11 protein-coding genes and 1 riboswitch are annotated in these 13,507 nt (G+C 71.9%); of the genes, 7 read left to right on the top strand and 4 right to left on the bottom strand.

Annotated features, from left to right (window positions below; genetic code table 11):
• Positions 1–47: 47 nt before the first annotated feature.
• Both KHP12_RS24010 and KHP12_RS24015 read left to right on the top strand, forming a co-directional pair.
• Positions 48–1,514, top strand: a complete 1,467-nt coding sequence (locus KHP12_RS24010; RefSeq protein ID WP_210609416.1) for an SWIM zinc finger family protein — start codon at positions 48–50, stop codon at positions 1,512–1,514.
• Entirely contained in the window at positions 1,511–3,322 is a 1,812-nt protein-coding gene (locus KHP12_RS24015) for a DUF5691 domain-containing protein (RefSeq protein ID WP_211833701.1), read from the top strand. The genes KHP12_RS24010 and KHP12_RS24015 overlap by 4 nt, the downstream gene beginning before the upstream one ends.
• A gap of 34 nt (positions 3,323–3,356) precedes the next feature.
• Here the strand turns inward: KHP12_RS24015 and icmB are convergent, their stop codons facing one another.
• The gene (gene icmB, locus KHP12_RS24020) at positions 3,357–3,767 is read right to left on the bottom strand and encodes a coenzyme B12-dependent isobutyryl CoA mutase small subunit (RefSeq protein WP_037958269.1); all 411 of its coding nucleotides are present in this window, start codon (positions 3,765–3,767) and stop codon (positions 3,357–3,359) included.
• Positions 3,768–4,257: 490 nt separating this feature from the next.
• Here icmB and KHP12_RS53440 point away from each other — a divergent pair, with 490 nt between their 5' ends.
• On the top strand, positions 4,258–4,602 hold the full coding sequence (locus KHP12_RS53440) for a hypothetical protein (protein ID WP_372455221.1): 345 nt from the start codon (positions 4,258–4,260) through the stop codon (positions 4,600–4,602).
• A 31-nt stretch (positions 4,603–4,633) separates the two neighbouring features.
• The gene (locus KHP12_RS24030; protein WP_425574592.1) at positions 4,634–6,346 is read left to right on the top strand and encodes a M23 family metallopeptidase; all 1,713 of its coding nucleotides are present in this window, start codon (positions 4,634–4,636) and stop codon (positions 6,344–6,346) included.
• 105 nt (positions 6,347–6,451) lie between these two features.
• On the opposite strand, the gene pcrA is transcribed toward KHP12_RS24030, so the two are convergent.
• Positions 6,452–8,953, bottom strand: coding sequence for a DNA helicase PcrA (pcrA, locus tag KHP12_RS24035; protein ID WP_086882669.1), 2,502 nt, complete (start codon positions 8,951–8,953; stop codon positions 6,452–6,454).
• A gap of 158 nt (positions 8,954–9,111) precedes the next feature.
• Positions 9,112–9,297: riboswitch (cyclic di-AMP (ydaO/yuaA leader) on the top strand.
• 8 nt (positions 9,298–9,305) lie between these two features.
• Here pcrA and KHP12_RS24040 point away from each other — a divergent pair.
• Entirely contained in the window at positions 9,306–10,478 is a 1,173-nt protein-coding gene (locus KHP12_RS24040; protein ID WP_086882670.1) for a C40 family peptidase, read from the top strand.
• Between the two features lie 106 nt (positions 10,479–10,584).
• Here the strand turns inward: KHP12_RS24040 and KHP12_RS24045 are convergent, their stop codons facing one another.
• Positions 10,585–11,352, bottom strand: coding sequence for a L,D-transpeptidase (locus tag KHP12_RS24045; RefSeq protein ID WP_211833711.1), 768 nt, complete (start codon positions 11,350–11,352; stop codon positions 10,585–10,587).
• A gap of 110 nt (positions 11,353–11,462) precedes the next feature.
• On the bottom strand, positions 11,463–11,816 hold the full coding sequence (locus tag KHP12_RS24050; protein ID WP_086882672.1) for a hypothetical protein: 354 nt from the start codon (positions 11,814–11,816) through the stop codon (positions 11,463–11,465).
• Between the two features lie 348 nt (positions 11,817–12,164).
• Here KHP12_RS24050 and KHP12_RS24055 point away from each other — a divergent pair, with 348 nt between their 5' ends.
• Together KHP12_RS24055 and KHP12_RS24060 are read left to right on the top strand one after the other, a co-directional pair.
• Positions 12,165–13,187 (top strand): C40 family peptidase, encoded by a 1,023-nt coding sequence (locus KHP12_RS24055; protein WP_086882673.1) that lies wholly within the window; start codon positions 12,165–12,167, stop codon positions 13,185–13,187.
• A 31-nt stretch (positions 13,188–13,218) separates the two neighbouring features.
• Positions 13,219–13,404 (top strand): hypothetical protein, encoded by a 186-nt coding sequence (locus KHP12_RS24060; RefSeq protein ID WP_086882674.1) that lies wholly within the window; start codon positions 13,219–13,221, stop codon positions 13,402–13,404.
• Positions 13,405–13,507: the final 103 nt, after the last annotated feature.

A 13,507-nucleotide genomic window follows, 5' to 3' on the forward strand; every position in this document is an offset into this window, starting at 1 on the left:
CGCCCAGGTCAGGGCGATTGTCAGTGGGTGCCCGTACCGTCGCAGACATGAATCCGCAGGGGGAACGCTGGACGGCGGAGCAGGTGCTGGCCCTGGCGCCTGACGCCGCGTCGCGCACGGCGGGCGGCAGGCTCGCCGCGGCCGGCAAGTGGTCGGGCGCGGGCGCACACGGGCCGGCGGTGTGGGGGCTGTGCTCGGGCAGCGGCAGCAAGCCGTACCAGACGGTGGTCGATCTGAACGGGCCCGGTTATCGGTGCAGTTGCCCGAGCCGGAAGTTCCCGTGCAAGCACGCGCTGGGTCTGCTGCTGTTGTGGGCGTCCGGCGAGGGGGGCGTGCCCGCGGGCGGGGAGTCGCCGGAGTGGGCCGAGCAGTGGCTCGGCGACCGGCGGGAGCGGGCCGAAAAGCTCGCCGCCGGGGCCCGGGATGGGGGCCCGGGCCCCGGCGGCGGGTCGGGGGACGGCGCGGGGAAAGGGGGGAGCGGAGGCGCGGCCGATCCGGAGGCGGCGCGCCGCCGCGCCGAGCGGCGGGCCCAGCGGATCGCCGCGGGTGCCACGGAGTTGGAGCGGCGGCTCGCCGATCTGCTCCGCGACGGTCTGGCCTCCGCCGACCGCGCCGGGTACGGGGCGTGGGACGAGACGGCCGCGCGGATGATCGACGCCCAGGCTCCGGGTCTGGAGGCGCGGGTGCGGGAGCTGGCGGCGATTCCGTCGTCCGGTCCGGGGTGGCCCGCCCGGCTGCTGGAGGAGTGCGCGCTGGCCCACCTGCTCAACCAGGGCTTTCTCCACCTGGACCGCCTTCCGGAGAAGCTGGCCGCCACCACGCGCACCCGCGTGGGGCTCACGACACCGGTGGCCGAGCTGCTGGCCACGGAGGAGGCGATCCGGGACCGCTGGCTGGTCCTGGGCCGCCAGGACGGCACGGACGGCAGGCTGACCACGCGCCGGATCTGGCTGCGGGGCGAGCGTACGCACCGTATGGCGCTGCTGCTCTCGTTCAGCGCCCCCGGCCAGTCCCCCGAGCTCGCGCTGCCCACCGGCCTGGTGCTCGACGCGGACCTCGCGTATTACCCGGCGGCCCGGCCGCTGCGGGCGGCGCTCGGCACCCGGCACGAGGAGGTGGCGGAAGACCCGCCTCCTACGGCGCCTCCGGCCGCTGCGGGGTGCGATATGCCGCGCGCCCCCGAGGGGTGCGATGTCGAGACCGCGCTCGCGGCCTATGGGGCGGCGCTCGGGGAGGATCCGTGGCTGGACGGCTGGCCGGTGGTGCTCGCCGATGTGGTGCCGGTCCCGGGGGACGAGGGATGGCAGCTGGCGGATGAGCGGAGCGGCTCGGCACTGCCCGTCGATCCGCGCTGCGCGGGGCGCACGGATCTGTGGCAGCTGATGGCGATATCCGGCGGTGGCCCGGTCACCGTCTTCGGTGAGTGCGGCCATCGCGGCTTCTCCCCCATCACCACCTGGGATCCGACCCCCGTCTCGCTCATCGGCACGGCAGCGCAGGGAGGCACCCGTTGACCAGTACGACGCCCGTCGCGTCCAGCACGTCCACCGCGTCCAGCACATCCGCCGCGTCCACCGCACCCAGCACTTCCGTCGCGTCCACCGCGTCCACCGCGTCCTGGGACGATCTTGTCGCGGCCGCGCTGCTCGGGACCGAGCGGCGCACCCCGCCCGTCGCGCCGCGCCCCGGGCAGAACGCGCCGTCCGCCCTGCTGGACGCGGCCGCGCTCAGCACGGTGCGGCGGCGGGCCGGGCTGCGGCCCGCACCCGCCCGGCCGGGGCCGGGCCGGGCGCCCGAGGATCCGCGGCCGGCGCTGCCCACGGCCGCCCGCAGCAGGCTGGCGCTGCTGCTCGCCGACCGTTCGGCGCCGGGGCGCGGCGGTTCGCGCTCCGCACCCGACCTCGCCGAGCTGCTGCCGCAGTGGCTCGCGCTGGCCAATCACCGCGGCTATCGCGTGCCCGACGCGCTGCTCCCGGCGCTGCTCGACGCGGCCCGCGCCCGCACCGATCTGCGGGCCGAGGCGCTGACGCTCGGCGGGCCGCGTGCGCTGTGGCTGGCCCGGCTCAACCCGGACTGGAGGTTCGCGCTGCGGGGCGCGGCGGGCCGGGCGTCCGCGGCGCACCCGGAGCCGTCCGAGGCCACCGCCGCACCGGACGAGGAACAGCGGCTGTGGGAAGAGGGGTTGTTCGCCGAGCGGGTGTCGCTGCTGGCGGCGGCCCGCCATCGCGACCCGGCGGCGGGGCTGGCGCTGCTCAGCGGCACCTGGTCGACCGAGCGGGCCGAGGACCGGCTGATGTTCCTGGACTCGCTGCGCGACGATCTCTCCCCGTCCGATGAGCCGTTCCTCGAACAGGCGCTGTCCGACCGCAGCCGGAACGTCCGGGCGACCGCCGCCGAGCTGCTCTCCGCCCTCCCCGGCTCGGCGCTCGCCGCGCGCATGGCCGAGCGGTCGCGGAGCTGTGTGTCACTGACCGCGGATGAGCCGACCGCGGATGAGCCGACCGCTGATGCGCCGCCCGTCGAGGGGTCGACCGCCGAGGGGTCGGCCCACGACGGGCTGACCGCCGACGAGCCGACGGCGGCCGGACGGACACCCCGGATAACCGTCCGCCCGCCGGACGAGTGCGACAGCGGAATGCAGCGCGACGGCATCGTGCCCAAGCCGCCCTCCGGCCGGGGGGAACGGTCCTGGTGGCTGGGTCAGTTGGTGGAGGCGACCCCGCTGGACCGCTGGACCGAGTGGTTCGGCGGACGCGGTCCCGCCGAAATCGTGGCGCTGCCCGTCGCGGACGGCTGGCAGGCGGATCTCCACGCGGCCTGGTGCCGGGCCGCCGTGCGGCAGCGCAGCGCCGAGTGGTGCCGTGCGCTGCTCGGCACCCCGGCGGTCGCGCCGGTCACCGCCGGGGAGGCGGCCCCCGCCGCCTGGCGCGACCCGGCGAAGCTGCTCTCCGCGCTGCCCTCCCGGGAACGGGCGGAGTGGGTGGCCGAGTTCATCGCGTCCCATGGCCTGTCCGACGCCTTCCGGCTGCTCGGGGTGTGCGCGGTGCCCTGGGCCGAGCCGCTGGGCCGGGCCGTCGTCGACGCCCTGGACATCGCCCGGGACGCGGGCAGCTACCCCTGGAGCTTCAGCGGCATCATGGGCCTGGCCGAGCGCTGCCTGGACCCGACCCAGGCGGACCGCCTCGAAGTGCTGACGGCGATACCGGACGAGAGAGAGGGAGCGGCCCCGGGAGCCGGGGGCTACTGGGCGGAGGCATTCCAACGCCTGGTGGGCACGCTCCGGCTCAGAGAAGCGATGCGAGCAGAGCTCGACCCGACGTGACCCGGACACCCCGGGGCGAGAGCGGTGCGGCGGCTCAGGCGGCTACCGGGCGGACGTTTTCGCGGACCCAGTCGACGATGGCTGTCGTGGTCGCGCCCGGGGTGAAGATCTCCGCGACGCCCAGTTCCTTGAGCGGGGGGATGTCCGCCTCGGGGATGATCCCGCCGCCGAAGACCTTGATGTCCTCCGCGTCGCGCTCCCGCAGCAGCTCCAGCACCTTGGTGAACAGGGTCATATGGGCACCGGACAGAATGGACAGCCCGATCGCGTCGGCGTCCTCCTGGATCGCGGTGTCGACGATCTGCTCGGGGGTCTGATGGAGCCCGGTGTAGATGACCTCCATGCCCGCGTCGCGCAGTGCCCGCGCGATCACCTTCGCACCACGGTCGTGGCCGTCCAGCCCCGGCTTGGCCACCACCACGCGGATCGGACCGGTCACACCCATCGCAGCCTCCAAACCGTCGCGGCCTCGCCCACATCGACGTGAACGAACGTTATCCCCAGCATCCCCTACCCGGCAGTTTCGCGGCGCGCGGCGAGGGGGAAATCACACGTGGGACACGTTCACTGAGGGCCGCACCCGTACCCGCATCCGCATCCGCGCGCGTCGCACACCGCGCACCGCGCATCCGCCGCGCGGACGCCGCATACGCTCGGGCCGGCCACCTCAGGGGAGCCGCAGCGGGGACCGTCGCACCGCGCAGCGCCGCCACGAGCCGCATGGCGCCGCGGTGCGACGGGCGGTCCCGCGTCATGCGGTCACAGCGCCATTCACCGTGCGGTGCCGGGCATCCCCGCACGGCGGCACACGTATCGCGCCCCTGTTGTCCGCACATCCGCTCGTGCGTCAGATGTGCCCGGACTCCTCGGTGATAACGGAGTTGCGGCAGCCTGCCCCCGATTGCCATACGTGATTCATCGCTTTCTGGAGCGATGTGGATCAGTTGATGATCCCGAAGGAGGCGGCCCGGATAGACCATCCGGATGTGATCTCCCAGAACATCCGCGTCAACGGAATCGGACATCTCGCCCTGGCGGTGCATTTCTCCGTCGCCGCCCGTAACCACGAGGCCCTGGACGCCGCCAACGCGGCGCCGACGGACGTCTCCGGCGCGGTTCCCGATGGTTCAGAAGCCCCGGAATTGCCGAACGTCAATCGAACATCCGGCCAAGGAAGCACGTACAGTCAGCCGAAAGACGGCCAAATGCCCTTTCCCGAGATACTCAAAACTCACGGAAGATTGTCGCTGCCGCGTACTGCCGGGTACAGTCGCCGCTAATTCTCCTGCAGCCGAGGCGAAAGAGAAGTTGGTGGTGAACGACCGTCACCCGTCGGGGGCCTCTCCGACCGTCCCCGCTCCCGACGCCTCGTATCCGTACGGCGAGGCTTACGGTCAGCGGCAGGACACAGCGCACGGCTACGCCGGGTACGACGGGTACTCCACCGGCAGCTTCGCCCACCTGGCCACCGCCTACGGGGACGGTGACCCGCTCTTCGGCACGCTTCCGGGCGCCTACGACGACGGGCAGGGCACCCACAGCGGTCAGTACGACGCTTCGCAGTGGGCCACGGCCGACCAGCACCACCAGACCGGCTCGTACGCCACCGGCCACTACGACCTGGGCCACGACTCGGGTCACCACGACACCGGTCACTACGACACGGCCCATTACGACTCCGGCGCCTACGACACCACCGCGACGTGGGCCGCCTCCGGCTATCACCTGCCGACCGGCATCCCCGCCCAGCAGGACGCCGAGACCGGCGCCCAGTGGGACATCGGCGCCTGGGACACGGACGCCACCGGCCACACCGAGCTGCCGGAGCAGTGGGATCAGGGGGCGGGGTACGAGGCCGAGGCGTACACCTCGGGCGTGGACACCGGTCAGACCCAGGTCTGGGACACCTCCGGCTACCGGACCGTGGACGAGGGGCAGTACGACCACTCCGGGCTGAACCATCCGGGACTCGACCAGCAGGGGCTCGACCACCACTCCGGCTTCGATCAGCCCGAGCACGAGGCCAACGCCTTCGACCAGACGGCCGTCTTCGAGCCCAATGCCTACGACCAGAACGCCGCGTTCGAGCAGACGGCCGCCTTCGAGCAGGCCGTCATCCCCGAGCAGCCCGGCGCGTTCGAGCACACCGCCGTCTTCGAGCCGGTCGACGAGGCCGACCGGCCGTACGACGACCCCGGCCCCGAAGCGGAACCTGAACCCGAGGCGGCGGTCATGCGGGAATCCGCCCCCTCCCCTCGCCGGGAGGTGAGTCGCGGCCGCCGCCGTACCCCCTCGCCCCGCCCCAAGCGCTCCGCGCTCCTCACCGTCGCCGTCCCCTCCGTCTGCGCCCTGGGCGTCACCGCCGTGGCCGCCGCCTCGGTCAGCGGCGTGGGGAGCGACAAGAAGGACGAGTCCACGACTCAGGCCGCCCCCGACACCGCGGCGGCCCCCGTGAAGCCCTCCGTCGCCAACAGCAAGCTGGACTCCCAGCTCGCCGGGGTCCGCGAGGGCGCGGACGACTTCCGCGACCGCGCCAGCCGCACCCAGGAGCGGATCGACCTCCAGACGCGCCAGGCCGCCGAGAAGAAGCGCAAGGCGGCCGAGGCGGCGCGCAAGGAGGCGCTGCGCCCGAAGTTCGCGCTGCCCGTCGCCCAGCACGGCCTGAGCGCCATGTTCGGCCAGGCCGGTATCAACTGGATGTCGGTGCACACCGGTATCGACTTCCCGGTGAGCTACGGGACGCCCGTGATGGCCGCCACCGACGGCACCGTAAGGACGCAGTGGAACGACGCCTACGGCAACATGGTCGTTCTGACCAGCCCGGACGGCACGGAGACCTGGTACTGCCACCTCAGCAGCGCCAAGATCCGCTCCGGGACCGTCAAGGCCGGGGAGACCATCGCGTACTCCGGGAACTCCGGTAACTCCACCGGCCCGCACCTGCACTTCGAGGTCCACCCCGGCGGGGGCGCGGCCATCGACCCGCTGCCCTGGCTGCGCGGCAAGGGCCTCGACCCGACCTGACCTGATCCGGCAGGGCTGCCGGGGACAGCACCGCCCGTAGCGCGACCGCTGTAGCGCGCCCACCGGCGCGCTACAGCCTCGGCGTCCAGCCCCCGCCGGCCCCCGCTACAGCTTCTCCACCGGTGCGTACCGCAGCAGCAGCCGCTTCGGCTTCTCGTCGCCGAAGTCGATCGTCGCCTCCGCGTTGTCCCCGCTGCCCTTGACCGCCACCACCGTGCCGAGCCCGAACGAGTCATGGGTGACCCGGTCGCCGATGGCCAGGGCGACCACCGGGCGCTCCTGGGCCCGCCGGGTGGCGAACCCGCTGCCCCCGGTGCGCGAACGCGACGTCGACAGACCGGACGACAGCCCCGACGGCGGGGTCGAGGCGATACCGCCCATGGACGCCGACGGGGTGGCGGGCCCGGTGCGCCGCCAGCGCACATACTGGTCCGGGATCTCCTCCAGGAAGCGGGACGGCGGGTTGTACGCGGGCTGTCCCCAGGCGCTGCGCATCGTCGAGCGGGTCAGATAGAGCCGCTCGCGGGCCCGGGTGATCCCGACATAGGCCAGCCGTCGCTCCTCCTCCAGCTCCTTGGTCTGACCGAGCGCCCGCATATGCGGGAAGACGCCGTCCTCCATGCCGCTGAGGAAGACGACCGGGAACTCCAGGCCCTTCGCCGTGTGCAGGGTCATCAGCGTGATCACGCCGGAGCCCTCGGTGTCCTCGTCGGGGATCTGGTCGGAGTCGGCGACGAGCGCGACCTGCTCCAGGAAGTCCGCGAGGGTGCCGGGGTTCTCCTCGCCGCGGTCCTGCTCGAACTCCAGGGCCACGGCGGCGAGCTCCTGGAGGTTCTCGATCCGGGTCTCGTCCTGCGGATCGGTGGACGCCTGGAGCTCGGCCAGATAGCCGGTGCGCTCCAGCACCGCCTCCAGGACGGTGGCCGGGCCCGCCCCGGACTCCACGATGGTGTGCAGCTCCTCCATGAGCGTGTTGAACCGCTTGACGGCGTTGGCCGAGCGGGCCGCCATGCCGTACGCCTCGTCGACCCGGCGCAGCGCCTGCGGGAAGGTGATCTTCTCGCGCAGCGACAGCGCGTCGATCATGGCTTCCGCGCGCTCGCCGATGCCGCGCTTGGGCACGTTCAGGATCCGGCGCAGCGGGACGGAGTCCTCGGGGTTGGCCAGCACCCGCAGATAGGCGAGGACGTCCCGGACCTCCTTGCGCTCGTAGAAGCGCACACCGCCGACGACCTTGTACGGCAGCCCGACGCGGATGAAGACCTCTTCGAAGACACGGGACTGGGCGTTGGTGCGGTAGAAGACCGCCACGTCCCCGGCCTTGGCGTCGCCCGCGTCCGTCAGCCGGTCGATCTCGTCGGCGACGAACTGGGCCTCGTCGTGCTCGGTGTCGGCCACATAGCCGGTGATCTCGGTCCCGGCGCCGGCGTCCGTCCACAGGTTCTTCGGGCGGCGGTTCTCATTGCGCTCGATGACCGCGTTGGCCGCGCTCAGGATGGTCTGGGTCGAGCGGTAGTTCTGCTCGAGGAGGATCGTCCGCGCGGTGGGGTAGTCCTCCTCGAACTGGAGGATGTTACGGATCGTGGCGCCCCGGAAGGCGTAGATCGACTGGTCGGCGTCGCCCACCACGCACAGCTCGGCGGCCGTGGTCTCCTCGGTGTCGGTGCCCACCAGCTCGCGCACGAGTGTGTACTGCGCGTGGTTGGTGTCCTGGTACTCGTCCACCAGGACGTGCCGGAAGCGGCGGCGGTAGTGCTCGGCGACGTCCGGGAACGCCTGGAGCAGATTGACCGTGGTCATGATGATGTCGTCGAAGTCCAGCGCGTTGGCCTCGCGCAGCCGCGCCTGGTACATCACATACGCCTCGGCCAGCGTCTTCTCAAACCCTCCCCCAGACTCCGTCCGGGAGGTGCCCCCTGCCGCCTGCCCGGCGAAGGTCTCCTCGTCGATCAGCTCGTTCTTGAGGTTGGAGATCTTGGCGCTGAAGGACTTCGGCGGGAACCGCTTGGGGTCGAGATCCAGATCCCGGCAGACCAGCGCCATCAGCCGCTTGGAGTCGGCCGCGTCGTAGATCGAGAACGACGAGGTGAAGCCCAGCTTCTTCGACTCCCGGCGCAGGATGCGGACACAGGCGCTGTGGAAGGTGGACACCCACATGGCGTTGGCCCGGGGGCCGACGAGCTCCTCGACGCGCTCCTTCATCTCGCCCGCCGCCTTGTTGGTGAAGGTGATGGCGAGGATCTGGCCGGGGTGGGTGGAGCGGGCGCCGAGCAGATAGGCGATGCGGTGGGTGAGCACCCGGGTCTTGCCGGAGCCGGCGCCCGCGACGATCAGCAGCGGCGAGCCGGTGTGCTCCACGGCGGCCCTCTGCTGCTCGTTCAACCCCTCGAGCAGGGCGGACGGGTCCACGGCGGGCCGGGCCGCGCCGTCCCGGTAGTGGGCCTCCCGGGGCACGGGCGCGTCGAAATCGCCGCTGAAGAGGTGATGCGGCACGTCCTCGGCACCGCCGTGACCGGGGTGTGCCGATTCCTCGGGCGGCGGTGGCCGCTCCTCGTCCGAAGGAGGCCCGAGGTCCGCCAGGAAGCTGTCGTCAAAGAGGCTGCTCATCGCTCCCCGAGTCTAGGCCGCCCCACTGACAGCCGACGTCCGAACATCACGAAACGGTTTCGGGCAAAACGGTCACCAGTCTTCACAGGAGCCCCACGAGTTGGCTACCGTCCTGCGTCAGGCGGCCCGGAAGATCCGTCGGCGAACCACGTCGGCACGGGCGGCCTCCGCCGAGTCCGGTACGCCGTGAGGCGCCCGGAGCCGGGGACCCAACAACGCAACACCGGGGTGAATCGACCCGAAACGGTGCGGCACGGACAGTGCCGCCCGGACACGGCCGAAGGGCAGCCTTCCGTACCGCCCGAACCCGACAGCTAACCCGGTAGGCGGTCCACGGAAGGAGTCGCCTCCCTTGGCGTCGCACCGCAAGCCGCGGAGCCGAATACCCGCCCCGCTCACCGGTCACAGCCGCCGTACGGCCGTCGGGTTCACCACGGCCGCCCTCGCATCCGTCACCCTCCTCTCCCAGTCGGCCAACGCCGCGCCCACCGACCCCAAGCCGGCCGCCCAGTCGATCGAGCTCGTGAAGGAGAAGGTCGACAGCCTGTACCACCAGGCGGAGACCGCCACCCAGCGTTACAACGCCGCCAAGGAGCGCACCGACCAGCAGCGGGCCAAGGTCGACAAGCTGCTGGACTCCGTCGCCCAGCGCACCGAGAAGCTCAACGAGGCGCGGCGCATGCTCGGCAACTACGCCGCCGCCCAGTACCGCGACGGCGGAATGGCCCGCTCCGCCGCGACCCTGCTGTTCTCCAACGATCCGCAGGACGTCTTCGACCAGTCGCACCTGCTGGACCGGATGACCGGCCGGCAGAAGCAGGCCGTGGACGACTTCCAGAAGCAGCGGGTGAAGGCCGCCAAGGAGCGCGGTAAGGCCAGCGAGAGCCTCGCCTCGCTGACCGCGTCCCAGAAGCAGCTGAAAGTCCAGAAGAAGACCGTCCAGGACAAGCTGACCGAGGCGCGGCGGCTGCTGGCGAATCTGACCGCCAAGGAGAAGGCGCGGCTGGCGGCGATCGAGAAGAAGAAGGCGGAAGAGGCCCGCCGTAAGGCCGCCGAGCTGGCCGAGAAGCAGCGGCAGGAGGCGGCCGCGCGCAAGAAGCAGCAGGAGCAGGAGCAGCAGAACGCGGGTGGCTCCGGTTCGACGGCGCCCTCCACGCCCTCGGCCCCGGCCAACAGCTCCAAGGCGGCCCAGGCCATCGCCTTCGCCAAGGCGCAGCTCGGCAAGCCGTACGTCTGGGGCGCGACCGGGCCCAGCTCCTTCGACTGCTCGGGGCTGACGCAGGCGGCCTGGAAGTCCGCCGGGATCTCGCTGCCGCGCACCACCTGGGACCAGGTGAAGGCCGGTACGCGGGTCTCGACGTCGCAGCTCCAGCCGGGCGATCTCGTCTTCTTCTACGACGACATCAGCCATGTCGGCCTCTACATCGGCGACGGGATGATGATCCACGCGCCGAAGCCGGGCGATGTGGTGAAGAAGGCGCCGATCACGGAGATGCCGATCTACGGGAGCGTACGGCCCTCGTAGGCCCCCCTGATCCTGACGATGCCGCTGCCCGGGGCCGGGGCCCCGGGCAGCGGCATCGTCATCGGCTCAGCGGCGCCGTCAGCGCTTCAGTGGCGCCGTCAGCGCCTCAGGTGCCGGGCTTGCGCCCGTACACGTACACATCGTCGCCGTTCTTCAGCAGGCCCCAGTACTTCTTGGCGTCGCCCTTACGCATGTTGACGCAGCCGTGGGAGCCGGGCGGCGACCATACGCTGCCGTCGATCGAGTGAAACGCCTGGCCGCCGTCGAAGAACTGGCTGTAGGGCATGGCGACCTTGTAGAGCGTCGACCAGTGGTTGATGTTCCGCCAGTAGATCCTCTTCAGCCCGGTGCGGGTCTCGAAGCGGTCCCGCCCGGACCGCACCGGCACCGGTCCGTAGACCAGCCGGGAGCCGTCCTGGACCCAGCTCAGCTGGCGGGTGAGGTCGACGCAGGCGATCCGGCCCTTGTCGGTCGGGCAATTCCGCGCCGCGTTCGGGTTGTGCCCGGCGGCCTTCTGGGCGCTGATGAGGCTCATCACACGCGAAGTGATCGGGCCCGCGTAGCCGATCGTCGGGCTGACGCCGTGGTCGATCTGGAACTTCTGGATCGCGAGACAGTCCGCCCGCGACTGCCGCCCGTCCACCGGACGGCCCAGGAAGCGCTCGGCCTGCTGCTGGTACGGCCCCGCGGTGGTCGTGCACGACGACGCGGCCACGCTCACCGGTGTCACCGTGCCGGCCGACCGGCCCAGCGGCCGCGCCTGAGCCTGCGCCGGACCGGCGACGGCCACCGCGAGCGGCACCGCCATCCCCGCCAGCCCCAGCGCGACGCCCACGCGCCGCCCATGACTTCTGATTGCCCCCACTACCCCCATTGGCCACTCCTCTCGACTGCCTCGCTCTTTACTAAGACAGCTCGCGAGTGCAAACGGTTGCCTCGGGATCGTGTCACATCGTCGTGAGATTACCCCAGAACATTCGCTCGTCAGGTCCACAGCACGGCGATGAAGATGTTTGCCGTTGTCAAGGCACCCACCGCACCGAAGACGGCCGACTCTACCTTCTCCTCGTCGCGCTTCACATAGACCAGGCCGAGAATAACGACCAATAGCGCCAGCTTTACGCCGATTTTGACGGTGTTGAGGCTGTTGTCGTCCGCCTGGTTGAGCCCGACCAGCGCCACGCCGGTCACCAGCATGGTCAGCGCGCCGTGCAGCATCGCCGGGATCATCCGGGCCTCGCCCGCCCGCGCGGCTTTGAGCTGCGAGAAGAAGCCGCCGAGCAGTGCGCCGATGCCGACGATATGGAGGCCGACGAACACGTGAATGAGTACGTCCATGGCTCCGGAGACTAGCCGCGCGCATATCATCACCCGGCACTCGGGTGGGGCCCTATCGCCACTTCGATCACGGCCGCCCCACAGTCCCGACCACCCCACTCGCCGGGCGATCAGCAGCCGTCACGGGAGCGACGAAATCCGTGCACTCCCGTTCAATCCCCCGCACGGCACCCGCTTTCCGGCCTAGCTTCCTCCTCCAGGTGGCAGTCCGCTTCCCGTCAACCGAGGGTCCCCGCCTCACGGCGGACTGCCACCTGCCCGTCCGTACCCCACAAGGGTCCAGGATCTGCCGAATGTCCTGGATTGCCCGAACTGGATTGCCCAAGAAAGACCAGGTGAACCGCCGCAGTGGCGTCGCACAGGAAGCCCAAGCAGCGCTCGCTCACCAGCGGCACCGCCCGCGCGGCCGCGCTCCTCGCCCTCACCGGCGCCGCGTCCGCCACCCTCCTCGACGGCACCGGGCACGCCGAGAACCGCCTCACGCCCGCCCAGGTGAAGGCGAAGGTCGACGCGTACCAGCGGGAGGCCGAGGAGGCCACCGAGCGGTACAACGGCGCGAGGGAGAAGGCCGACAAGGCCCGCCGGACGCTGGACGCGCTGCGCGACCAGGCCGCCCGCCGCACCACCCGGCTCAACACCGCGCGCAACGCCCTCGGGGCCTTCGCCACCGCCCAGTACCGCTCGGGGACGATCGCCCCGGCCCTCCAGCTCGCCCTGTCCTCCTCCCCGGACCAGTACCTTCAGCGCGCCTCGCTCGTCGAGCGCGCGGGGAGCCGCCAGGCCGCCCTGATCGCCACGATCGGCCGTCAGGAGCGGAAATTACGCCAGGTCCGCGGCGAGGCGGCCGACCGCCTCGCCGCTCTGCGCGCCTCCCGGGCGGCCGCCGCCCACCACAAGCGGACCGTCCAGGAGAAGCTCGCCGCCGCCGATCGCCTCCTCGACCGGCTGACCCTCGAGCAGCGGCAGCGCCTGCTGGCGGCGCGGGACGGCGACAAGACCGCCGGCTCCCCCGCCCCCGCCGAGGGCCGCGCCGCCCGCGCCGTCTCCTACGCGTACGCGGCCCTCGGCAAGCCGTATGTGTGGGGCGCCACCGGCCCCCACGGCTACGACTGCTCGGGGCTCACCCAGGCCGCCTGGCGGGCCGCCGGGGTCGCCCTGCCCCGCACCACGTACACCCAGATCTACGCCGGACAGCGGGTCACCCGCGACCAACTGGCCCCCGGCGACCTGGTCTTCTTCTACTCCGGTATCAGCCATGTCGGCCTCTACATCGGCGGCGGCCGCATGATCCACGCGCCGCACCCCGGGGCCCCGGTCCGGTTGGCCTCCGTGGCGGACATGCCCTTCGCGGGGGCGGCCCGCCCGGCGTAGCGGTGCCGAGTCCGCAAGGCGGACTGGCCGCATGCCACACGACGCCGACGTCCGCGCCCACCCCTCCGTCGTGCTGTCGGGGTACGGCCCGGTGGGCCGGGCCTACGCCGAGCGGCTGATCGGCGGCGCGCTGCCGCTGCGGCTCGCCGCCGTGCGCACCGGCGCGGCCGAGGGGCCGCCGCCGGAGCCGGGGCCGGTGGGTCACGGGTTCGCCTGAGCGGCGATCTGTCGGCGGGGCGCGGGGGATGACGGCGCTCTGTCGGCGGGCGCGGGGGATGACGGCCCTCTGTCGGCGGGGCGTCGGTGACGACCGTAAGGCT

Source organism: Streptomyces asiaticus (assembly GCF_018138715.1).
Classification (GTDB): Bacteria; Actinomycetota; Actinomycetes; order Streptomycetales; family Streptomycetaceae; genus Streptomyces; species Streptomyces asiaticus.

Excerpts from the sequence above, each read along its gene's own strand:
- KHP12_RS24010 (WP_210609416.1), top strand. The coding sequence starts at position 48 with ATGAATCCGCAGGGGGAACGCTGGACGGCGGAGCAGGTGCTGGCCCTG.
- icmB (WP_037958269.1), bottom strand. The coding sequence starts at position 3,767 with ATGGGTGTGACCGGTCCGATCCGCGTGGTGGTGGCCAAGCCGGGGCTG.
- pcrA (WP_086882669.1), bottom strand. The coding sequence starts at position 8,953 with ATGAGCAGCCTCTTTGACGACAGCTTCCTGGCGGACCTCGGGCCTCCT.
- KHP12_RS24045 (WP_211833711.1), bottom strand. The coding sequence starts at position 11,352 with ATGGGGGTAGTGGGGGCAATCAGAAGTCATGGGCGGCGCGTGGGCGTC.
- KHP12_RS24050 (WP_086882672.1), bottom strand. The coding sequence starts at position 11,816 with ATGGACGTACTCATTCACGTGTTCGTCGGCCTCCATATCGTCGGCATC.
- KHP12_RS24060 (WP_086882674.1), top strand. The coding sequence starts at position 13,219 with ATGCCACACGACGCCGACGTCCGCGCCCACCCCTCCGTCGTGCTGTCG.